The organism is Vibrio sp. 1F253 (genome assembly GCF_041439295.1).
Classification (GTDB): Bacteria; Pseudomonadota; Gammaproteobacteria; order Enterobacterales; family Vibrionaceae; genus Vibrio; species Vibrio tasmaniensis_A.
Window position 1 is genome coordinate 26,269 of sequence record NZ_JBGONU010000004.1, and the last position, 22,110, is coordinate 48,378.

The following is a 22,110-nucleotide window of genomic DNA, read 5'->3' on the forward strand; positions in this document are numbered from 1 at the left end:
AGCTATTCTAATTAGGGCGTAAGATATTATCATTAGGAAAAAGGCATAAAGCAGAAGGAATCAGCTATGGAACACGGCTCTATTAACTACATTGAATTTGCTGCGCGAGACATCGCCGCTACGAAGGCGTTTTTCAGCCAAGTGTTTGGTTGGATCTTTGAAGACTACGGCCCTGAGTATTCTGCTTTTGAAGGTAAAGGCTTAATGGGTGGGTTTTATTTAGCGGATCTAGCGTCCAATGCTGAAAGTGGTGCGGCGTTGATGGTTTTTTATAGCGAAGATCTTGAGCAAACCGAGTGTGAGGTGTTGGATGCTGGTGGCGAGATAAACCGTGAGATATTCAGCTTTCCCGGCGGGCGACGCTTCCATTTTAGAGAGCCAAGTGGTAATGAAATGGCTGTGTGGAGCGATAAGTAGAGAGTTAAGATTCTGGTAAATAAAAAGCCACTATGTGAAATGATCCTGTAACGTTGGATATTTCTGTTAAGCGGTAATCAAGGCCTGACTATCGAAGTCAGGCCTTTTAGTTTCACTTTATACGTTTGGTATTGTAGAACTAATAATGCATCAACCCAATTAAGGGCGAGGCAATTTAATCAAGACTAAGCAAGAATCTCTTTTGCTGTGTTTACTACGTTTTCAGTAGTGAAACCGAACATCTTGAATAGCTCGCCTGCTGGTGCAGATTCGCCGAACGTTGTCATGCCGATGATCTTGCCACCGAAGCCAACGTATTTGTACCAGAAGTCAGCGATACCAGCTTCTACTGCGATACGTGCTGTAACGTCAGATGGAAGTACAGACTCGCGGTATTCTGCGTCTTGCTTGTCGAATGCGTCAGTAGCAGGCATAGAGACTACGCGTACTTTCTTGCCTTCAGCTGTTAGTTCAGCAGCAGCGCTAACCGCTAGCTCAACTTCAGAACCAGTTGCGATAAGGATAAGCTCTGGTTTGCCTTCACAATCTTTCAGGATGTAACCACCCTTAGCGATGTTTGCCACTTGCTCAGCGTCACGGTCTTGCTGTGCAAGGTTCTGACGAGAGAAGATAAGTGCAGAAGGACCATCTTTACGTTCGATTGCCAGTTTCCAAGCAACAGCAGACTCAACTTGGTCACATGGACGCCATGTGCTCATGTTTGGAGTTAGACGTAGAGAAGCGATCTGCTCAACTGGTTGGTGAGTTGGACCATCTTCGCCTAGGCCGATCGAATCGTGCGTGTAAACTTGGATGTTCTGAGTTTTCATCAGAGCAGCCATACGCATTGCGTTACGCGCGTATTCCATGAACATTAGGAACGTTGCGCCGTATGGTACGAAACCACCGTGCAGAGCGATACCGTTCATGATAGCCGTCATACCGAATTCACGTACACCGTAGTGGATGTAGTTACCAGAGAAGTCATTTGCTTCAAGAGACTTAGAACCAGACCACATAGTTAGGTTAGAAGGCGCAAGGTCAGCAGAGCCGCCCATGAATTCAGGTAGCATAGCACCGAACGCTTCTAGAGCATTTTGAGATGCTTTACGTGATGCGATGTTTGCTGGGTTAGCTTGAAGATCAGCGATGATTGCCGATGCTTTCTCTTCCCATTCAGCAGGAAGATCACCGTTTACTCGGCGTTTGAATTCAGCTGCCAGCTCAGGGTATGCTGCTTCATAAGCTGCAAGTTTCTCGTTCCACGCTGCTTCCTTAGCTGCGCCTGCTTCTTTCGCATCCCACTCTGAGTAAACTTCCGACGGAATTTCAAAAGGACCGTGCTCCCAACCTAGTTGTTTACGAGTTGCTGCGATTTCGTCAGCGCCTAATGGTGCACCGTGACAGTCGTGCGTGCCTGCTTTGTTTGGAGAACCAAAGCCGATTACTGTTTTAGTACAAATTAGAGTCGGACGAGGATCCGCTTTAGCCGCTTCGATAGCCGCGTTGATAGCGTCAGCATCGTGACCATCAACTGCTGGGATTACGTGCCAGCCGTAAGCTTCAAAACGCTTAGGTGTATCGTCAGAGAACCAACCTTCAACTTCGCCATCGATAGAGATGCCGTTGTCATCCCAGAAAGCAACCAGCTTACCAAGACCTAGCGTACCCGCTAGAGAACATGCTTCGTGAGAGATACCTTCCATCAGACAGCCATCACCCATGAATGCATAAGTGTAGTGGTCTACGATGTCGTGGCCTTCTTTGTTGAACTGTGCCGCAAGTGCTTTCTCAGCCATCGCCATACCAACAGCGTTGGTGATGCCTTGACCTAGAGGACCTGTAGTCGTCTCGATACCTGGTGCGTAGCCGTACTCTGGGTGACCTGGAGTCTTAGAGTGCAGTTGACGGAAGTTCTTAAGATCTTCAATTGAAAGCTCGTAACCTGCTAGGTGAAGCAGAGAGTAGATCAGCATTGAGCCGTGGCCGTTAGACAGGATAAAACGGTCGCGGTCAGCCCATTCTGGGTTTGACGGGTTGTGGTTTAGGTGAGAGCGCCAAAGTACTTCAGCGATGTCAGCCATACCCATAGGTGCGCCAGGGTGACCAGAGTTTGCTTGTTGTACGCCGTCCATGCTTAGAGCACGAATAGCGTTAGCTAGATGTTTGCGGTTCATAATTGCTTCCAAAATTGATTCGAAATTAAAAATTCGTGGATAGATGTAAAAGAGGAACGAAATTCGTTCCTCTTATTTATTCGGTAGTGATTACAGCTTAGCTGCGATCATGTCTTCTAGTTTGCCTTGATCTACGGCGAAGTTGCGGATGCCTTCAGCTAGCTTCTCTACAGCCATTGGGTCTTGGTTGTGATCCCATAGGAACTCAGCGTGAGTCATTGCAGCAGGACGCTCTTTAGTACCGTTAGAGTCGATTAGCTTCTCTACTACTTCGCCTTCAGCTGCTTCTAGGTCAGCTAGAAGTTGAGGAGCGATAGTTAGACGGTCACAGCCAGCAAGTTCAAGGATCTCGCCGATGTTACGGAAGCTTGCGCCCATAACAACAGTCTTGTAACCGTGCTCTTTGTAGTAGTTGTAGATGTCTGAAACAGAGATTACGCCTGGATCTTCTGAAGCTTCGAAATCACGACCTTCTTTCGCTTTGTACCAGTCCATGATGCGACCAACGAAAGGAGAGATTAGGAATACGCCAGCTTCAGCACAAGCACGAGCTTGAGCGAAAGAGAATAGAAGCGTTAGGTTACAGTTGATGCCTTCTTTCTCTAGGATTTCAGCAGCACGGATGCCTTCCCAAGTAGAAGCCAGTTTGATAAGGATGCGGTCGTTAGTGATGCCAGCGTCGTTGTACATTTTGATAAGTTGACGAGCTTTAGCAACGCTGCCTTCCATATCGTAAGAAAGACGAGCATCTACTTCAGTAGAGATGCGGCCAGGTACAACGTTAAGGATTTCTTTACCGATGTTCACGTTAAGCATGTCACAAGTGTCTTGAACTTGTTGTGCTTTGTCGCCACTTTGCGCTTTAGCGTATTCGATAGAAGCATCGATTAGAGGTGCGTACTCAGCAATTTGAGCGGCTTTAAGAATTAGAGATGGGTTAGTTGTTGCATCTTCAGGAGTGTACTTGCTGATAGCTTCGATATCGCCAGTGTCAGCTACAACAGTTGTTAGTTTACGAAGTTGCTCTAATTTATTGCTCATTTTGATCATCCTATGTATCGCAGAACACCCCTTTAATGGGAGAGGTGTGGGCATTTGCAAGCGAACTAATGAAGTTCCTCATGGTTGTACCAGTGAGTCAAACTTACATTAATTTAAATTTTTCTTCGAACGAACATTTGCACAGAACATTTGATCGCTCGATGAGTAAATGATGTAGCCATATTTATCCGATCTAGCCCCAAAGTCAACGGTAAATAGTGCTGTATGGTGACTTCAGTCAAATATATTTCGCTCTAGTAATCATGGGGTATGCAAGCAAACGTTTAACGAACAAAGTGAGGTGAATTAATCAACACCAAAACTATGGTTATGATGCTGAGCAAATGCTCCTTGATGTTACATATGTTCGGGGTGTAAGCTTGTGTATCACTTACTGAGCTCTCCTTTATTAGGAAGTGCAGCAGGTAAAATAATTGTTAAATATTGGTTGAGTGGTATATGAGTAACAATATCCAAGATGTTTCCGAAGAAAACACTGATCTCCTAACCGAAGTCGCCGTTGCCTACTATCAAGATGGTGCGACTCAAGAAGAGATCTCTAAAAAATTCTCTATCTCTCGTGCAAAGGTTGGTCGAATGCTCAAACAAGCCCGCGATGAAGGGATTGTCGAGATCACCGTGAAATACCACCCAGTATTCAGCGCGAAGATCGAACAACGTTTGATCGAACGATTTGGTGTTAAGCGTGCACTGGTTGCATTAGACCAACCGAATGAAGAGAAGCAGCGGTTACAGGTTGCGGGCTTGGTGTCGAACTACTTAACGAGCACCCTAAAAAACGGCATGGTAGTCACGGTTGGCCAAGGTCGAAACGTATCGTCGGTTGCTCACCATACTGGCGTAATTACCCCACGTGACTGTAAATTCGTATGTGGTATCGGCGGCATTCACCCAAGAGGCGGTATGTTTAACGCCGACCATATATGCAGACAACTAGCGAAAAAGTACGGCGGATCTTCTGAAACCTTGTACGCGCCTGCTTATGCAGAGAACAAAGCACAAAAATCCGCGTTCATGGAAAACAGTACTGTTAAGCAAACACTCGATCTAGCTCGTAAGGCAGATGTTGCATTAGTGGGTATTGGTGACATGAGTGAAAACAGCTATATGGTCGACCTAGGTTGGTTTACGGCGGGAGAGGTCGTTCAATCTCGTTTACTACAAGGAGTGGTGGGTGACTTTGCGGGTTATGACTTTTTCGACGTGCATGGTAAAGCGGCAAACACAGTAATGAGTGACCGAGTCATCGGCTTAGGTTTGGAAGAGTTCCGTCCTATCGCTGAAGTAATCGCCATCGCTGCCGAGAACAGTAAGCCATTAGCTCTGTTAGGTGCACTAAGAACAGGTGTGGTTGATGTTATTGCGACTAGTGTAAGTAATGCTTTAACGGTGCTTAACTTGGATGAGCAGATGAAACATGCTGAGTTAGATGATTAGCAAAATATAAACCAGGGGAGCCCGTTTTGGCTCCCTTTTGCTCTCGCTAAAGAATAGGTTCTGACTCTTTACTCGTGATTTTAGGGAGCGAGGAGAGATACGTGCACAGTTCGTCATAAGGAATAGGACGAGAGAAGTAGTAACCTTGCATCAAGTCACATCCACATGCTTTTAGAATCGCGAAGTGTTCGTTTGATTCTACGCCTTCTGCCAGCACCACCATACCGAAATTTTTACCGATAGCGATGATGTTCTGGACCATTGTTAGTGACTGTTGATCGACTGCTATGTTTTCAATGAAACTCTTATCAATCTTAAGTTCGTCGATAGGGAGTGCTTTTAACATGCTCAATGACGAGTAGCCCGTACCGAAGTCATCTAGAGAGATCTTAATATCGTTTTCTTTGAGGGCTTCAAACAGTGGTTTCACTATAGCCACATCTTCAATGAACAAGCTTTCAGTAATCTCGAGCGTTAAACAGCTTGGTGAGAACTGATATTTCTCAAGCGTAGCGAATAGGTGTTCGGAGAACAACCTATGCGAGAATTGACGGACTGAAATATTGATCGATAATCCGATATTTTGGCTCGTTGTACGGTGTAAATGAGCAATTTGGATAACACTGGATTCAATAATAAAGGTACCAAGTTTGTGCATTAAGCCTGTGCTTTCAGCAATAGGAATAAATACATCTGGCGGGACAAAACCCAGTTCATCGTCTATCCAGCGTACCAGCGCTTCTACACCGTGGGTGCTTTTATCTGCACGAACCAATGGTTGAAAAACCATAAATAAAGCTTGTTTATCGATAGCGATACGAAGCCTTTGTTCTACTCTCATTTTGTAGAGGTGGGCGTCTTGCATTTCGGTCGTGAAAATACTGTATGAGTTTTGCTGCTGTTTCGCTTTGTACATCGAAATATCGGCAGAGCGTAACAGGCTATCTAAATCTCTTCCGTGGTCTGGGAAGCGGGCAATACCTACACTGCAACTCAACAAAAATTGAGCGCTTTCAACTTCATAAGGTTGAGAAAGTACTTCAATAATTCGTTCTGATAGTCGCTTAATTTCAGATTCACTATTCAGCGTTGTTAAAAACAAGAACTCATCACTGGATTCTCGTACCAATAGGCTGACTCTGGAGCGAAACCGCATCAAACGTAATGCAATTTGTTTGAGTACCTTGTCTCCGAAGTCATGCCCATGGGTATCATTAACACATTTGAAGTTATCGATGTCGATAAACAGCAGTGAGAATGGCTCTGACTCATCTTCAATCCACTTGCCAATATTTTTACGCATATAGGAGCGGTTGGGGAGAGAGGTTAATGGATCGTGATTGGCTTGGTAAATCAATTGGCTGCGAGTTCGTTGCTCGTTCTTGGCAATCGATTTTACTAAAAAATAGAAACCAAACTGAAGAACAACAAAAACAAAGAAAAGAGCACCGAACTCTTTTGCGAATATACCATCAACGTGTGCTAGGTCTGTACGGCCGACAACCCAAAGCTTGTAGTCTGGAATGTATTTAGCGCTAACGAGCGATGGGAAAGCGCTTTCATCGATACAGAAAGAATATGTGTATTTTCCTGTTTTCGCTTCTTTGACACTGACAGTCACTTGCTCAGAAAAGCTTTTGGTTATGCGATCCATTAGATCGTTATCGACCGGTTTTAAATAAGCGTCTAGCGACTCGATATCGCTAGAAAAAAACTGACGATAGTTGTCGGTTCTAAGTAGAGTTAACGTGTTGTAATTGCCTGCGTGCGCATTGTTTTCAAACAAAATTGTGCTGTCTAAGCGTAAACCTGCGGTCATGACTGCATCAACGTTCTTGCCATCGAGAGAAATGGATTTTCTCATTGGGATCACGAGGCTGTTAAGAGAATCATGGAAATAGGTGCGCCCCAAAACCATTTTATTACTCGATATAGCCTCTAGAAATGAGTCTTTGGTGTATGGGAGATCCAGTAAGTTAAATTGGTCAGACAGCTGTAGGTTTGAGCTGATTGACAGGTAATCCCCTTGAGGATTTAGTAACCCGAAAGCGGCTATTGCAGGATGAGTATCAAGCAGTATATCTAATATTGGTCGAATTTGAATCGAAGCCGTTCGGGTAAAGTCGGACTGCTGAGCAAGTTGATGCCCAACCACTTCAAGCAGTGCTTCTTGGCTAGTTAATAGAGAGTTTACTGAGCTAGAGAAGATCTCGACTTGGATATGTTGTTGCTTGGTAAAGTCATCTCTGTTTGATTGCCACTTGGTTATGCCAAAGGCGCTGAAAAGTATCAGGGTAAGCAGCACGATCATAGCGTACAGCGACCAGATATTTTTCTTAAATAGAGCCATGAGATGCCTTTTGTTGGTGACTACTTTTAACAGACTGCAAGTGACAACGTTTATATCGCCAGTGTGATTAATACAACGAGGCATAAAACATCAGAGATGAATATATCAATGATTAAATAGTGTAACGGCTACGAACAGAGATTCTTGAATGAAATATTAACACTCATAAACGTGCTGACAATTAACTCATGATTAATCACAGTTTTTGTTAGAAACCGGATGGCTCTACACATAGGTAGTGTTAACTCTGTCACTACCTAGGTGTCTTCAAGTGACTACGTCTTCAAGTTACAACCGTGTTAAACGCTTGAGTTAATAAGTGCCTAGCTGATTGAGCAATAAGATGCTTAAGTGTCATGGGCTTCAGCCATAACCTTTAGTAAGCTCCGTATGCATGCGCAGTATATTCTAACAGTATCATTAAGCGAAGCTGAATTACTTTTTAGTTACGGCAATAGGTAGTTTTTCATTTGCGCCCCATTCAGTCCATGAGCCATCGTAAACGCCCATATCACTTGAATAACCAGCCAGTTTAGCGGCTAATAAAATGATGCAAGCCGTCACACCAGAGCCACAGCTAAAGAACATAGGTTGAGAGGGGGTTAAGTTTAGAGTCGAGAAAATGTCAACTAACTCTTCTTGAGGTTTCAATTTACCTGCATTTAAGACTTGTGCGAACGGCAAGCAAACTGAGTTTGGGATGTGGCCACTACGTAAGCCTTCACGTGGTTCTGGAACTTCTGAATCGAAGCGAGCTTGAGAACGTGCATCCAGAATGTTTGCACTTTTGTCATCGGAGTAGTTTTGGATTTGCTGAGCATTTACAAAGTGGTTGTCTTGAATTTGGCCTTCAAAATTGCCCGCTTTGACTTCGGTGCGATAGTCAGTCTCTGTCGCGTAACCGGCTTTTATCCAAGCAGGTAAACCGCCATCTAAGATGTATACGTTGTTATGTCCCATTGCCATAAACATCCACCATGCGCGAGGCGAGGCAAAAGTTCCTGAGTTATCGTAAACCACTATCGTACTGTCTTGATTGATACCAATTTCTTGTGCGCGTGTATTGAAGTGTTTTTCGGTCGGGAACATGTGAGGGAGTAGAGTGTGCTTGTTACAAAAGTTTTTGTCGTAGTCGAAACGAATCGCACTAGGTATCATTTGTCCTTTGATCTTTTCTGACTCACTTGGGATCTGAAATTCGATACTGGCGTCGAGGATTACAATGTTGTCTTCTTCTAGCAAACGTTGTTGAAGTTGTTCTGGTGAAATGAGTGGCTGATTCATTCTTCTTATATCCATTCTTGTTGTTATATCGGCGACTAAGGCGCAGCCCGGCAGTGGATGAACTGATAGCTGCTTTGTCCGGTTATTTGATTGTTTAATGTATCAAGCACGACCACAGAATCAAGAGGGCAGTCTGTTGTTGGTGGAATGGAAACGCGAAATATTTCGTTGTCTTGAGTTTCAACCGTGAGGTAGCGCCTATGTCCGTCTAGGGATTGAGTGAGCGTATTGGAGATGACTCTGGCTTCAATGCGTTCTCCGGTAGAAGATGTCATCGGGAAATAGGTGAGAAATAAAAGTAGCCCAATACCAATCGATAATATAACGAATCCCATTTTCAACTGTTTCATAAAGTAAGCCTTTGAAAGTCATCTTTAAAAGATAAGACAGGCTTTCGATAAAGTGAACATAACCAGTACTGAAAATTGAAATAGCGCCCAAATAAAAAGGTGAGCCTCATTGCTCACCTTTATGCATTGTTATTCGACTTTCGACTTCGAGACTGCTGTCTAACTCCAACTAAATTTAGTTATTGTTAAACTGAACTCAGCGCTTTTCATTCCTTTACGTTTACCAAGTGATTTGTGATCCGTCACTTGCAACGACTTGTTGCAGCGGCGCTTGACCATCATAAAACCAGATCTCAATTAACAGAATATCTTCGCTTAGCGGCGCCGAAAAGTTGGACGTAAATGTACCGTTGTCTAAAGGGCCTCCAATGACCTTACTTGAATAATCAGGCTTGTAAGTTGAGTCTGTCCTTGTGGTAAATCGACTATATACGGATACGAACGAACGATCGGTTGAGATGTGGCTGATATCAATATTGAGGTCGAATTGATCTACAGAGTTATAATCGAAACCATCAGGTATTACGAGCTCATCCATTTTGTACGCTTGCGGGCCGTTGGAGATAACCGCATTAACTGGTGTCGGTGCCGGATTTATAGCGACGGTGGCTGGTGATGAGACCACTAATGGTGATGTAACTGGCGCTGACGCCACTGGTGTTGACGTCGCTGGTGTTGACGTCGCTGGTGTTGACGTCGCTGGTGTTGACGTCACTGGTGTTGACGTCACTGGTGTTGACGTCACTGGTGTTGATGTCACAGGTGCTGTCACCGCTGGTGTTGAAGGCGATGGGTTAGGAGTTGATGCTCCTCCATCGCCGCCTCCGCCACCACACCCTACCAACGTTAGTGATGCGATTAGTAATGGAATACGTATTGACTGCGACTGAGCCGTATTTTTCTTAAGTGCAGCATTCGACAGACTAGATAAGATAGCATTGTTAAAGTTCCGGCGACCGTTTGTTACTGTCTGTTTAATTGGCATATTCATAATCATTCTCCTAAGGCAAGTAACATTGGTCAGCGGCAGGTGTTTGGAACCAATCGGTGGATTGAGTACCACCGGATTCAGCAAAGTTCGCAAAGTTTGGATAGGCGGTGACGATATCTACATATTCCAGTGGCCATTGCCATTCCGTGTCTGAAGTAATCAGCAGTGCCCAAGGGTGGTTGTCTGCGGTTTTGAAATATTTGCCTGTTGATGGATTGCTGTCATCAACGCCTAGTCCTGTTTCAAAGAGATTAGCGGTATCAAATGCCTCGGTTGGAGCTTGGTCTGGCAAATGCACCTCCCAGCTGCGCCCTGGATGTAGAGGTAGGTTTTCACCATGATAATACCCAGGCGTTGCGAAGATGAACGGGTCGTAAGGCATGTCAGTCCAACTGTCAGTACTCACTCCATCGCCAGCTAAAGTAATCCCGATTTGGAAAGCGAATTGCTCATCTTCTTTACAAGAGCTGATGGTGCGGTAGAAGGTACAACTAGTACTGATTTTCTCTGTAAGGTCGTTAGCAATAACAAAGATTGCCTCGCTACGTCCTTGCTCCAAGTCTAAATCAGTGAACACACCATTGTGCTTCATGTAAGAGCTTCCGCTACTCACTAAGCTTGGGTCTAGATTAGGAAGTCGAACCGCAAAACCATTTCTGTACGAAGCACCTACTGCAGCAAGACGTCCATCGATGGTGGATTTAACCACTTTTCCGTCTTTTAAGATCTCTGTGATGCGATACATAATCACAGCATCATTCATGTCGTAATCAGCTTTATAAGGCCAGTTATCTTCGTACGCGAGCGTTGCGTAGCCAGAAGCACTCGGGAAGTAACGAGCAGTGGCGCCATTATTAAGAACATCGACTTGAATATCGACCACCTCACCAGAGGTAGAGCCGCCAAAGTAGCTTAGGTTGGTTTGTTGACTAAATCTAAATCGAGCCCAAGTTGTTCCCGTTAATGCGTTGATATCGACATTAAGGAACAGGTCATTCTCGCCCGCATCCAGTTGGTAATCGGTAAATACTTGCTCATTAGCGCCGTCGAAGCTGCCATCTTGGTTCCAGTCGATCCAAGCTGAGAGGTAACCGGTTGTTGAAGCTTCAATCACCACTTTTGAATCAAGCCCGGCTTCAAGCGCAGTAACAAAACCGATACCACCGTTTGCCCACTCATCATCAATGCCAACACTTTCATCAGATTGCGGTGTAACGTAACCATCCAAGTCAGCATCTGGTGGTGTTGTACCCAACCAAGTGATGCCATCAAGCTCATGTCGTGGACCATTGCTCGCCAGTAACGTTAGGTAGCTGTCTGGAGCATCACCGAAGTCGATGTTGGAGTCTTCATCAACAACAGGTGCATTAGCACAACGAGCACCATCGTTTTGACCAGAAGCTGGGCCATTCGAAACAAATTCAACGGCTGGAACAATACCTGCCGCGATATTGGCAGCGTTGTCTGGAGACAGATTGATACGGTAGATTTTCCCGTCTTGATTTCGAGATACGTAGTAATAGCCGTTTACATCAAAATAACCCGCTCCGAATGTACCTAACTCACCAGTATCACCGATGTAAGTTTCGGCACCGGTTGTAGGATTGAAGCTGTATAAGCCTCCGGAGTTATTATCGATACCATATAAAGAACCATCACTTGGGTGGAAAGCGAAATCAGTCAGTTTTACGGTTGCCGGGCTACCAGCTATTTTGTTAACTGTAACAGTTGCGTTTGGGTCGGCGTCTAACGGCGATAGATCAACGGTGAATAAGCCTTTTCCTGTACGGTAAAGGTAATACACATGGTCATAGACATCGCCGACATAGAAAGTGTGATCGGTTGGTAATCCACTGGTATTGATCACTTCTGCTTGGAAATCCTGTCCAAGGCGCACCAAGCGTTTGTTGGTAGTGTCATAGCCATAAATATATCTGTCTTGAAAGTCGAAACCAACACCATTGATATTGGCGTTCATGCCCGTATCGTCTTCTAACAGGGTGGTTGAGCCTGTCACTAGGTTCACGCCCCAAACTTGTACGGGTGTCGATTGGAATAGGTAAGCCTGGCTCGGACAGGTATCGAATGGCGCTGCGTTGGCGACCAAAGGCGCACTTAATAGCAAACTTAACGTTGTAATTCTCATATCTACATCCTTGTCATAGAAGGTCTAGATACTTTTACAAGTTACGCGCCACTTTTAAGTTGTTGATTTTTATTGTTTATATTCTAAATTGCTGAGATGTGCAATATATTCTCAAAATGAGAGTTCAAATGAAACTAATCTTTTATAGATCACTTCAAATTGATAAATTGATAAATCGATTTGAGAAGCTGATGTTGAGACCTAAAAAAGCCCTGACTTTTAGTCAAGGCTTAGGTTGTCGATTAGAGGGGGATATGCTTAGTCTACCCGCACACCGAGCAATTAGGCATCTTCATTAAATTCATTTCACGCCAGCTGTGAGACATGGCATCGAGAATTAAAAGTTTGCCTTGCTTTGGTTGTCCAAACTGAGCAATAACCTTGATCGCTTCCAAAGCTTGAGCTGCGCCCACCATGCCAACTACCGGTGCCATCACACCCGCTTCAACACAGCTTAGTGCAGCGTTGCCGAATAGAGCACTTAAGCACTGATAACACGGTGCGTCAGTATCTTGATAAGTGAATACGCTGATCTGGCCTTCCATACGAATAGCAGCACCAGAAACTAATGGTGTTTTCGATGCGTAGCACAAGCGGTTCAACTGATTACGTGTTTCTACGTTGTCACTTGCGTCGAGAACAAGCGAGTGAGTTTCAATCAACTTGCCAAGTGCTTGGTCATCAAGCCTGTGGTCGACAGTTTCAATTGTCAGATGAGGGTTCAATACCTGCAGCGACTCAGCGGCAGAATCGACCTTCTTCTTACCAATGTCAGCATCGGTGTGAAGGACTTGTCGTTGCAAGTTAGAAAGCTCGACAATATCATCATCGATCAGTGTTAGCTTACCAATGCCCGCAGTCGCAAGGTATTGAGCGGAGGCACAACCTAAGCCTCCAGCCCCTAATACTAAGATTGAGCTCTGCTTTAGTGCTTCTTGGCCTTCAAAATCAAACTGCTTAAGAATGATTTGACGGTTGTAGCGAAGCATCTCTACGTCAGACAGTATTTCCATCAGTAAGCCTCGTTAGTAAAGCGTCGAGTTAAACAGTTGGATCTGAACCGTTTCACCGACTTCAACACGGCCGCGTTCGCGCTCTAGTACCACAAAGCAGTTTGCTAAACTCATTGAGCGGAAAGCGCCAGAGCTTTGGTTACCCGTTGTTTCTACCACAAATTGACCGTTTTCAATCGAGTAAATGCCACGCTGGTAATCAGTACGGCCTGGGCCTTTTTTGAATGCAGACTTGGTGATAGCAGGAATAGATTCCGGAGCTGTCCACGCTGTGTGACCAGCCAATTTAGCAAGCATAGGTTGAACCAAAACATACATGGTCATCATTGCCGACACTGGGTTACCCGGTAAGCCACAGAACCATGCGTTATCCAATTCACCAAATGCGAACGGCTTACCGGGCTTGATAGCTAGCTTCCAGAAGCCGATTTGACCGAGTTCTTCCAAAATATCTTTGGTGTAATCTGCTTCGCCAACGCTTACGCCGCCAGAAGTCACAACCACGTCTGCTATTTGCTGTGCTTTCTCGAAGGTCTCTTTAAGCGTTGCTGGGCAATCTGGGATGATGCCTAGGTCTATAGCTTCACAACCAAACGCTTCAATCAGCGGTTTAATGCCGTAGCGGTTGCTGTCGTAGATCTGACCGTCTTCAAGCGGTTGACCTAATGGCTTTAGCTCATCGCCGGTAGAGAAGAATGCGACTTTAGGCTTCTGTAACACAGTCACGTGGCTCACACCCAGCGAAGCAATCATTGGAATGTCACGAGGTGTTAAACGTTCACCGCGGCTAAGAACGATATCACCTTGTTTGATGTCATCACCAGTAGGGCGAATGTTATTGTTCAGCTTGATGTCGTCTTGTTGAATCTCAATACCAGCCTCAGTTTCGGCCGTATTTTCTTGCATGATTACGGCGTCACAACCTTCAGGGATCTTTGCGCCAGTCATAATGCGAATACAGGTGTTGCTTGGCCATTCACCTTCGAACGGTTGGCCTGCAAAAGATTTGCCTGCTAATGGTAGTACTTTACCGTTCTCTAGGTCTGCTAAGCGCAGTGCATAGCCATCCATTGCTGAGTTATCAAAAGGAGGTACGAAAATAGGGGAAAGAATATCTTCAGCAAGGACATAACCTAATGCTTCAGCAAGAGGTAGAGATAAAGTCGTTTGGATTGGTTTGATTGGTGATAGCAGCTTATCTAGTGCTTCTTCAATTGGCATTAAGCCCGGAGCGTCGCAACAGCCCATAATTGAAATCCTTTGGTCGTTATTATTTTGATTTAGTGGTTGGTAATAGTGGCTCCATAATTATCAAATCACAGATGTTCGCCAACGAAATTGCAGCCACTTTAGCATAGTTTAAGCCCCGTAAATAATGACCTCCCTTAAAATATGGGTGTATTTAATCAAAATTCCGAGTATCCTTGTTTGCCATCCAGAAGGGGTATTAAAAGAGGAAGTTCAATGTCAGGTCTTAGCGAATCAGCGAAGTTGGTTAAAGATGCGCTAGCAAGCCGCGGATTAGAGACACCAATGCGTCCTAACCAGGTTAGCCGAGAAGAGAAAAAGGAACGAATCGAACACCATATGCGTGAGATTCTAACTCTCCTTGAACTTGATCTTGCAGATGACAGTCTGGAAGAAACACCACAACGCATTGCGAAAATGTATGTGGATGAGATTTTCTCTGGTTTGGATTACGCCAATTTCCCTAAAATTACCGTGATCGAAAACAAGATGGGTGTTCGTGAGATGGTACGAGTAAAAGACATTACCGTAACCAGCACATGCGAGCATCACTTAGTAACCATTGATGGTAAAACCGCAGTGGCTTACATTCCGCAAGGTAAGATCATTGGTCTTTCGAAGATCAACCGAATCGTTCGTTTCTTTGCTCAACGTCCTCAAGTTCAAGAACGTATGACGCAGCAAATCCTTGTAGCATTACAAACGCTGCTAGAAACGGATGATGTTGCTGTCACCATGGATGCGGTTCATTATTGCGTGAAATCTCGTGGTGTAATGGACGCAACCAGCGAAACGACAACAACAGCACTGGGCGGTATTTTTAGATCAAACCCAGCAACGCGCCATGAGTTCTTACACGGCCTGCGTTAGAACTAAACCTATTAAAATCAAAAAACGGAGCATTATGCTCCGTTTTTATTGGTTGCTTCATAAGCCTACAGATTTACTATTTTCTTAAACTCTTCCTCTGAGTATTTCTTCTCTGTGCTTTTAGTCAAATCTGTAATCATTTTGTATCTAAGCTCAGTTGCCATATCTAAGGTACGCTTAAGCTGTCCGTATGAGTAGTCGGCAGCCATGTTCAGAGCCGCTTGTTTATCTACTTTATACATGTCTGTTAACGTTTTATCTAAGTGTGCGACCTGCTTGTATAGTTGAGTTTCTTCTTTGTCCCAAGTTGCTTTTAGTACTGGTAAATACTTATCTGGGTTTGTAGAAGCGAGGGCGGTTAAACTACGGAACTGCCAATAAGCAGAGTCATCACTGTAGTTATCATCGCCAACTTGGTACGCTTTTGGGTAATCTTGTAGGGTTGAGTATAACGGCACTAAAACAGATTCTGGTAACACGCCGAAGCTTTGCCAAATAATACCTTGAAGCTCTTCTGGCATCTCAGGGCGAAGCTGAATAATATGCGACTCTAGTTGACGCTCAACTCTAATTGGTCGTTTCGATTTTCCTTCCAAAACCGTGTCTTTATAAGTCGCGCTAAGTACCTCTGCCACATTTTCAACTGAGATTTTTGTATCAGGTTTCATAAACAAAGGGTATTGCGCCATTCGACTTTGTTGATGCAGCGAAGGTGTCAGTATTTTTTGGCCTAACCATTCACGATCGATATTATACTCATCACCAATAACTCCGAATGCTTTTGCAAAATTGAAAGATTTTTTATCTGCGTTATCAAGCAGTTTGTGTTGTTCTACGAACTCGAATATGTCTTTTGAATGCAGTACCTCTTTGTTTGCCAAGTTCACATCATGTACACGCAAGCCATTTGCAATCATGGCGTAACTGTCATCTGGCACTTTTACAGCAATCCAATGGTGACCTGAACCAATTTCAAATAACCATGCCTCATTGGTGTCTGCAATATAGAGACTGTTTCCTTCACCAGCACCATAGGTTTCGATGTAATGACCGAGTAACTCTACGGCTTGTTTTGCGTTTTCTGCCTGAGGAAGGATTAACGTAGGTATAATGGCTTCGATTACGCCATTGTCGATTAAAGGATCTACCTTGGCGACTTTGTCGTTTATTTCTGCGCTGGTTGTGGCTGAAATGGCAACGTTGTGTTCATTAATCCCACGTTCTTCATAGAATTTTCCGTCGCGATTAACGGTATCCGCATCCCAGTCTGGTATCGCAGAGTAAGCAAAGAAGTGCTTTGGCATCGGAACAATTAACCCGTTACCTAACTGCCAGTCACCTTCTTGGTTATCTTGCGCAGGTCGATACTTTAGGTATTTGTTCCAGTTGTTAATGCTAAAATCTTCATTACGAGCAATCATAATGCTACCGTCGTTCGACGCTTCTTTGCCAACAATAAGCCCAGTACAAGCTATCGCATTACTGCTTAGAGCGACAGCTACTGCAGTTGCAAGAAAGGATACAGACCATATTTTCATTTTAATTCTCCGCTTATAAAACAAGATAATTTAAAGTTAACGTTAGTTGTATTTGCAGGTTTTTTATTATCATTTTATAAAATTAAGTGTACTGATCATCACAAGAGAAAATGCTTCTGCTCGTCACATAACTGATATTTCCATTTGAGAATAATTATCTGAAAAATATGCACTTTTTGAATAAATTGATAAGTTATAGTTGTAAAGTAACCTTGCCATATACGTAGCTTTAATTCGTCGTGTTATGAGAAGTATCATTATCACAACAAGACTTTGTTCGTCTCTAACGTATGGTTTTTGGGTTGCAATCGGATAAACAACAGTGCTGAAGCGTGGTATCTTGTGGGGGCTTTTTTGTGCTTGCAATGAAGTAAACTGCAATGACTGAGAATGTCGTCATTCTCTAAAGCGAGGAACGAGTGTAATAGGGAATCTGTTTGTCTGTGTAGTTTCTGACTTGGTATGAGATCCCCAACTCAGTCGTTCCTCCTTCTCGGGGATGACGGGCAAGATTGATGACGTTGATTAGGAAATGGTCACGCTTTAACTCGAAAGAGCTGTCGTCATTCCCTAAAGTGAGGAACGAGCGTAATAGGGAATCTCTGGCGGCTAAGCAGAATAAGTGCGCTCTATAAAAATATAGAGCGTATCTAGAGTCAGTCGCTGGTGGGAATGCTTAAGAAAGATTAAACAAACGCTTAAAGTGGTGAACAAAACCGGACGGCTTGTTCTCAGCTTGATAGATATTCAAACCATCATAAAAACTTGCCATAAACTCTACGCGAATCTCATCATCACTGCTTCTCGATATGCGAGACAACAGAGTAGCGGTTACAGTAGCATGATCATTAGCAAGGCTGTAATCCATTCCTAGTCGTCCTTGAATGAACAACCACAAATGAGTGATTAACTGTAACTGCTGAGCGTTAGAGTTTTGAAACTTGTCGCTGTGCTCAGTACCCACTGTATTATCGAATACATTTTGCATTGCCTCATTCGCTTCTTTATTGCTTTCAAAGCGATAGCTTGCATCGATATGTACCTTGGTTAACAGGCCAAGCAACGTCTGACGTGCAGAGTTGTCCGGCTTGTTCTCGCAAGCGTGCTTAAACAGAGCATGGTTTTCATCAATAAATGACGATAGCACTTTTTCATAGCCAGTCGTCAGCGCTTTTACTGAATCGAGACCAGCGAGCTGCAAACACGCTTCGAGCTTAGTTTGGCGCTGAGGTTCAGTCTGAGTTTGGATCTCAGTCATTACTCTGTAGCTCTTCCCACGTTACTTCTGCAGATTGCGTGTCGCTGTTTACGAACGCAGAGTTACCCGACAGCATTACTGAAAGGTCCATAGTACGCTGTGTCATCGCTGCTAGCTGCTCAATACCATCGTTGTCTAGACGAACGATCTGAGCTTTCAGGTAACCAAATTTACCTTTGTTCTGCTCCCACCAAACGTTCGACTTAGTGTTGAAGCTGAACACGCTCACAGACTTAGATAAGCGAGTCGCCTTCTTAACGCGTTCTGGATCGGGTTCGCCAACATCAATCCATTCTAAGATTTGGTCATCTAACGACTTCTGCCATAAATCCGGTTCTTCAATGCTAGACAACCCTTTAGTGAACTCAAGTTCAGGAGATGCATTGATACAGAAAGCAATGATACGAGCCATCATGCGTTGTTCTGTTTCAGAAGGGTGTTGTGCAACCGTTAGATTAAAAGAGTCGTAATAGTCGCGATTCATATCGGTTAAAGAAATACGAAACTTATAGATTGTTGGTTTGAGAGCCATTGATAGGGTGTCTTAGATAGAAATAGTGGGGGGATGTTACCTTAAATCTCTGAATAGCGGGTAAAAAATAGCCAGCAGAGGCTGGCTATTTTTAGAAAGCTTTAAAATACTAAATTAAAGTACTTTGATGCTGTCAGCTTGTGGGCCTTTTTGACCTTGAGATACAGTGAACTCAACTTGTTGGCCTTCAGCAAGAGTTTTGAAACCATCGCCTGTGATTGCAGAGAAGTGTGCAAATACGTCTGGGCCGTTTTCTTGCTCGATGAAGCCGAAGCCTTTAGTTTCGTTGAACCATTTTACTTTACCAGTAACTGTGTTAGACATGATGATATCCTAAAATTAAATTTTTATTTTGAGCCAATTGTGGCACTGATAGCGCGGAAAAGTTTATTGCTATTGCGTACAACACAACGGGGTTACTAGTAATCCAACGAAATGTTTATATACAAAGAACTTTCTTTCTAGCCGAGATGAAGTCTAAATCAAATTAGGGGATAGTCAATCGAATCCATAGTGAAAGGTTGCAGAAACTTGGGGGTAGTCAAACTTTGCATTCCTTAAATATCATGGAGTTACAGTTGTATGGTGATTTGTTGTAGTTTTTGTGAAAAAGGTGGTCGAAATTGATGACGAATTTGGAGTAATTGCACTGTTTTGGCACATTTATTTTCCAAATTATTAAGCCGCTAATTGGTGCCTGGCCTCAGTTTTAACGGCTTATATTTATAAATCTCACGGTAAGCATCATGTGTCTATTGGAGCGAGCTTTTGACTACTTTTCAAGCGATACAGGTTGCCATTATCGGTACTGAAAAAGATGTCGCCGCTTGGTGAAGTTTCAATGTCTCTTATCCTCTCGCCTAAATCTTCTAAAATACGTTCCTCTTTAATTGTTTCACCTTGTCCATTGACTGTCACAATATTGATGTGGGTAAGCTTAAGTGCGCCAGCCAGCAGCTTTCCTTTTAACTCTGGGTATTTATCCCCTTGGTAAACAATTAAGCTCCCCGGAGCGATTGAAGGAACGTAGACTTTTTTAGGCGCTTCAATGCCATCCTTAGTTTCAGATTCACCTACGCTTATTGGGCCCCAATACTCTTTTCCGTGTGATGTGACAGGCCACCCGTAGTTGGCACCTGCTTTTATTAAGTTGATTTCGTCACCGCCTCGCGGACCATGTTCAATCGACCACAGCTTCTGGGTCGGGAAGTCGTAATACAAGCCTTGTGGATTACGATGGCCATAGCTCCAAATCTCATTGAGCACCTTGCTGTTATCCGAGAATGGGTTATCGCTTGGTGTGCTTCCATCAGCATTCAATCGTAATATTGATCCGGCGTGAGTCATGGTGTCTTGGCCGTTGTCTCGATCACCACGGTCGCCGATTGAAAAATACAGGTGGCTATCATCAAAGGTGATACGGCTACCAAAGTGACGTCCGGTGTCCGTTCTGGATTTAGATACAAACACGACTGTCCAATTGGTAACTTCATTATTGCTGTAATTAGCAGAAGCCAGTGTCGTTACGCCTTCACCATCGACGTCTTTACTGTAAGTGACGTAGAACTTTTCGTTTTCAAAAGGGGAGAGCGCGATATCCAACAGACCACCTTGGCCTTTCGCCCAAACATTGGGCAGCCTGAACAGCGTGCTTTGCTCACCCGTCTTTAAATCAACCTGTTTAATGACGCCAGCTTTTTCTGTTACTAGCATGGAGTTATCGTTGATATAAGCCAACCCCCAAGGGATCACGAGTCCGTCGGTGATCTTCTCTACTTGCCATGCAAAAGCAGAGGATATTGGACTCGATGCGATGAGTGCCAAAGCACAGGAAATAAGACGATGATGATTCTTCATGGGAGTCCTTTGTTTTCATGACGTGGTATTAGTTTAGCTTGTGGTCGACAGGTGCAAAGGTTGGGTTACTGAAAAGTGACTATTCATTTATTTAGTTCAACCAGTGTTGTATGAGTAAGCAAGCTCACGTATGTTTAGCCTGCCATTCTCTATTCGATTCCTTCGGAGCATAATGAATACTACCCTTGCAACATCTTCGCTGTTTTCTCTGTCTGTATGTTGTCAGGTTGATACCCAAGCTATCTATTCTCAAACCACCCGATCTCAAAACAGCTGTTATATTGGATACTTTACATCATGAGTCGTCGATTTGACTTTAAATCGATCCTACTTGCGTGTTTGGTCATCAGCATCGGCCAACTCAGTATGGGGCTGGTATTTCCATCATTACCTTGGATCGCGAAAGACTTTGATGTTTCGCTAGAGCAAGCTCAGCTTCTGGTGAGTGTCTATTTGTTAGGTTTTGGACCTTCTCAGTTTATCTATGGTCCAATTTCCGATGCTCTAGGGCGTAAGAAGGTGCTGTTAAGTGGTTTGTTGATTGCGATGCTTGGGCTATTAATGATCATCTTCTTTAGCCATTCATTTACTAGCATGGTGATGGGACGTTTTCTGCAAGGCTTAGGAACGGGTTGTTGCGCTGTACTTGCTCGTGCTTCCACGCGGGATAGATTCAGTGGGGCAGATTTACCTTTAGCTATGTCCTACATTGCGATGGTCGCGTCTATTACACCTTTGATTGCGCCCGTAATCGGCGGCTTTATTAACTTCCATTTTGGCTGGAGCATGGTGTTCATCTCGCTACTTGGCTATGTCTCATTAGCTTGGGTGGTTTTGGCGTTCAAGTTTAAGGAAACCGTCACTCAGATCTCCGCTATTCCTTCGCCAAATAAAATGGTTTCTCAATACAAAGAGTTGCTAACTTCTCGCTATTTTATGAGTTTTGCGAGTCTTGGCTGGCTTAACTTTAGTTTGATGATCACTACCGTATCAGTGATGCCATTTATTATGCAAAACCAGATTGGCATGACGTCTGATGAATACGCGATGTGGGCGGTGATTCCTGCTTTAGGCATGCTGGGTGGAACAAGTTTATGTAACCGTATTCGCCCCATGTTGGGCAACAAGAAAACTCTGTTATGTACCCCTGTATTGCATATCTTCGCGGCGTTGTGGCTTTTCTTTTGCCCACTTGAGCCTTTGTATCTCATGCTTGGCCAGTTCTTGATGATTCTTGGCAATGGTATTGCATTGCCTTGTGCTCAGGCGTTGGTGATGTTGCCTTATAAGAAGAACGCTGGCGCTGCTGCTGCGATGTCTGGCGGCGGGCAGATGGTGGTGTCTTCAATGGTGAGTATGGGGCTAGTTCAACTAGGGCTAGGAGAAGCGTGGCATTTATCGCTTGTCATCATGTTGTTCACTATTATTACTCTGATTAATATTTTACGTGGTTTCAGTAGTCAAGAAGCGAGAGAGTCGCAGCTGAGCTAATTAGTTAATTAGTTAATTAGTTATTTAATTATTTAGCTAGCGAGTGAAAAACGAAAAGGCCATTGAAGTTTATGATTTCAATGGCCTTC

At 44.0% G+C, this 22,110-nt stretch carries 18 protein-coding genes; 4 read left to right on the forward strand and 14 right to left on the reverse strand.

Features of this window, described 5'->3' with window-relative positions; translation table 11 throughout:
* The first annotated feature begins 66 nt into the window (after window positions 1–66).
* The gene (locus ACED28_RS03215; RefSeq protein ID WP_017103728.1) at window positions 67–417 is read left to right on the forward strand and encodes a VOC family protein; all 351 of its coding nucleotides are present in this window, start codon (window positions 67–69) and stop codon (window positions 415–417) included.
* A gap of 185 nt (window positions 418–602) precedes the next feature.
* Here ACED28_RS03215 and tkt read toward each other — a convergent pair whose 3' ends face one another.
* Together tkt and tal are read right to left on the reverse strand one after the other, a co-directional pair.
* On the reverse strand, window positions 603–2,594 hold the full coding sequence (gene tkt / locus ACED28_RS03220; protein WP_122046270.1) for a transketolase: 1,992 nt from the start codon (window positions 2,592–2,594) through the stop codon (window positions 603–605).
* 90 nt (window positions 2,595–2,684) lie between these two features.
* On the reverse strand, window positions 2,685–3,635 hold the full coding sequence (tal, locus tag ACED28_RS03225; RefSeq protein ID WP_029223051.1) for a transaldolase: 951 nt from the start codon (window positions 3,633–3,635) through the stop codon (window positions 2,685–2,687).
* A 459-nt stretch (window positions 3,636–4,094) separates the two neighbouring features.
* On the opposite strand from tal, the gene ACED28_RS03230 reads away from it, so the two are divergent.
* On the forward strand, window positions 4,095–5,093 hold the full coding sequence (locus ACED28_RS03230; RefSeq protein ID WP_065679926.1) for a sugar-binding transcriptional regulator: 999 nt from the start codon (window positions 4,095–4,097) through the stop codon (window positions 5,091–5,093).
* Window positions 5,094–5,139: 46 nt separating this feature from the next.
* On the opposite strand, the gene ACED28_RS03235 is transcribed toward ACED28_RS03230, so the two are convergent.
* The 7 genes from ACED28_RS03235 to moeA all read right to left on the reverse strand — a co-directional run bounded on the left by ACED28_RS03235 (window position 5,140) and on the right by moeA (window position 14,475).
* Window positions 5,140–7,443: a putative bifunctional diguanylate cyclase/phosphodiesterase gene (locus tag ACED28_RS03235; protein ID WP_371709260.1), complete on the reverse strand. Its 2,304-nt coding sequence runs from the start codon at window positions 7,441–7,443 to the stop codon at window positions 5,140–5,142.
* A 435-nt stretch (window positions 7,444–7,878) separates the two neighbouring features.
* Entirely contained in the window at window positions 7,879–8,727 is an 849-nt protein-coding gene (locus tag ACED28_RS03240) for a sulfurtransferase (RefSeq protein WP_032499412.1), read from the reverse strand.
* A 35-nt stretch (window positions 8,728–8,762) separates the two neighbouring features.
* Entirely contained in the window at window positions 8,763–9,077 is a 315-nt protein-coding gene (locus ACED28_RS03245; protein ID WP_065679928.1) for a hypothetical protein, read from the reverse strand.
* Between the two features lie 220 nt (window positions 9,078–9,297).
* On the reverse strand, window positions 9,298–10,068 hold the full coding sequence (locus tag ACED28_RS03250; protein WP_371709261.1) for a hypothetical protein: 771 nt from the start codon (window positions 10,066–10,068) through the stop codon (window positions 9,298–9,300).
* 10 nt (window positions 10,069–10,078) lie between these two features.
* Complete coding sequence (locus ACED28_RS03255; RefSeq protein ID WP_371709262.1) at window positions 10,079–12,214, reverse strand: LruC domain-containing protein; 2,136 nt, start codon at window positions 12,212–12,214, stop codon at window positions 10,079–10,081.
* Window positions 12,215–12,477: 263 nt separating this feature from the next.
* Window positions 12,478–13,227 (reverse strand): molybdopterin-synthase adenylyltransferase MoeB, encoded by a 750-nt coding sequence (gene moeB, locus ACED28_RS03260; protein ID WP_102582322.1) that lies wholly within the window; start codon window positions 13,225–13,227, stop codon window positions 12,478–12,480.
* Window positions 13,228–13,239: 12 nt separating this feature from the next.
* Window positions 13,240–14,475, reverse strand: coding sequence for a molybdopterin molybdotransferase MoeA (moeA, locus tag ACED28_RS03265; protein ID WP_371709264.1), 1,236 nt, complete (start codon window positions 14,473–14,475; stop codon window positions 13,240–13,242).
* A 216-nt stretch (window positions 14,476–14,691) separates the two neighbouring features.
* On the opposite strand from moeA, the gene folE reads away from it, so the two are divergent.
* Window positions 14,692–15,345, forward strand: a complete 654-nt coding sequence (gene folE / locus ACED28_RS03270) for a GTP cyclohydrolase I FolE (RefSeq protein ID WP_004731548.1) — start codon at window positions 14,692–14,694, stop codon at window positions 15,343–15,345.
* 65 nt (window positions 15,346–15,410) lie between these two features.
* Here folE and ACED28_RS03275 read toward each other — a convergent pair whose 3' ends face one another.
* The 5 genes from ACED28_RS03275 to ACED28_RS03295 all read right to left on the reverse strand — a co-directional run bounded on the left by ACED28_RS03275 (window position 15,411) and on the right by ACED28_RS03295 (window position 20,530).
* Entirely contained in the window at window positions 15,411–16,883 is a 1,473-nt protein-coding gene (locus ACED28_RS03275; protein ID WP_371709265.1) for a C69 family dipeptidase, read from the reverse strand.
* Between the two features lie 676 nt (window positions 16,884–17,559).
* On the reverse strand, window positions 17,560–18,141 hold the full coding sequence (locus ACED28_RS03280; RefSeq protein WP_371709266.1) for a hypothetical protein: 582 nt from the start codon (window positions 18,139–18,141) through the stop codon (window positions 17,560–17,562).
* Entirely contained in the window at window positions 18,134–18,673 is a 540-nt protein-coding gene (locus ACED28_RS03285) for a YaeQ family protein (RefSeq protein ID WP_004731545.1), read from the reverse strand. Before ACED28_RS03285 ends, ACED28_RS03280 begins: the two co-directional genes overlap by 8 nt.
* Window positions 18,674–18,787: 114 nt before the next feature.
* A complete protein-coding gene (locus ACED28_RS03290) occupies window positions 18,788–18,997 on the reverse strand; it encodes a cold-shock protein (protein WP_004731543.1) in 210 nt (69 codons plus the stop codon).
* Between the two features lie 420 nt (window positions 18,998–19,417).
* On the reverse strand, window positions 19,418–20,530 hold the full coding sequence (locus ACED28_RS03295; protein ID WP_371709267.1) for a PQQ-dependent sugar dehydrogenase: 1,113 nt from the start codon (window positions 20,528–20,530) through the stop codon (window positions 19,418–19,420).
* Window positions 20,531–20,827: 297 nt separating this feature from the next.
* Between ACED28_RS03295 and ACED28_RS03300 the strand changes: the two genes are divergently transcribed.
* On the forward strand, window positions 20,828–22,021 hold the full coding sequence (locus ACED28_RS03300; protein WP_371709268.1) for a multidrug effflux MFS transporter: 1,194 nt from the start codon (window positions 20,828–20,830) through the stop codon (window positions 22,019–22,021).
* Window positions 22,022–22,110: the final 89 nt, after the last annotated feature.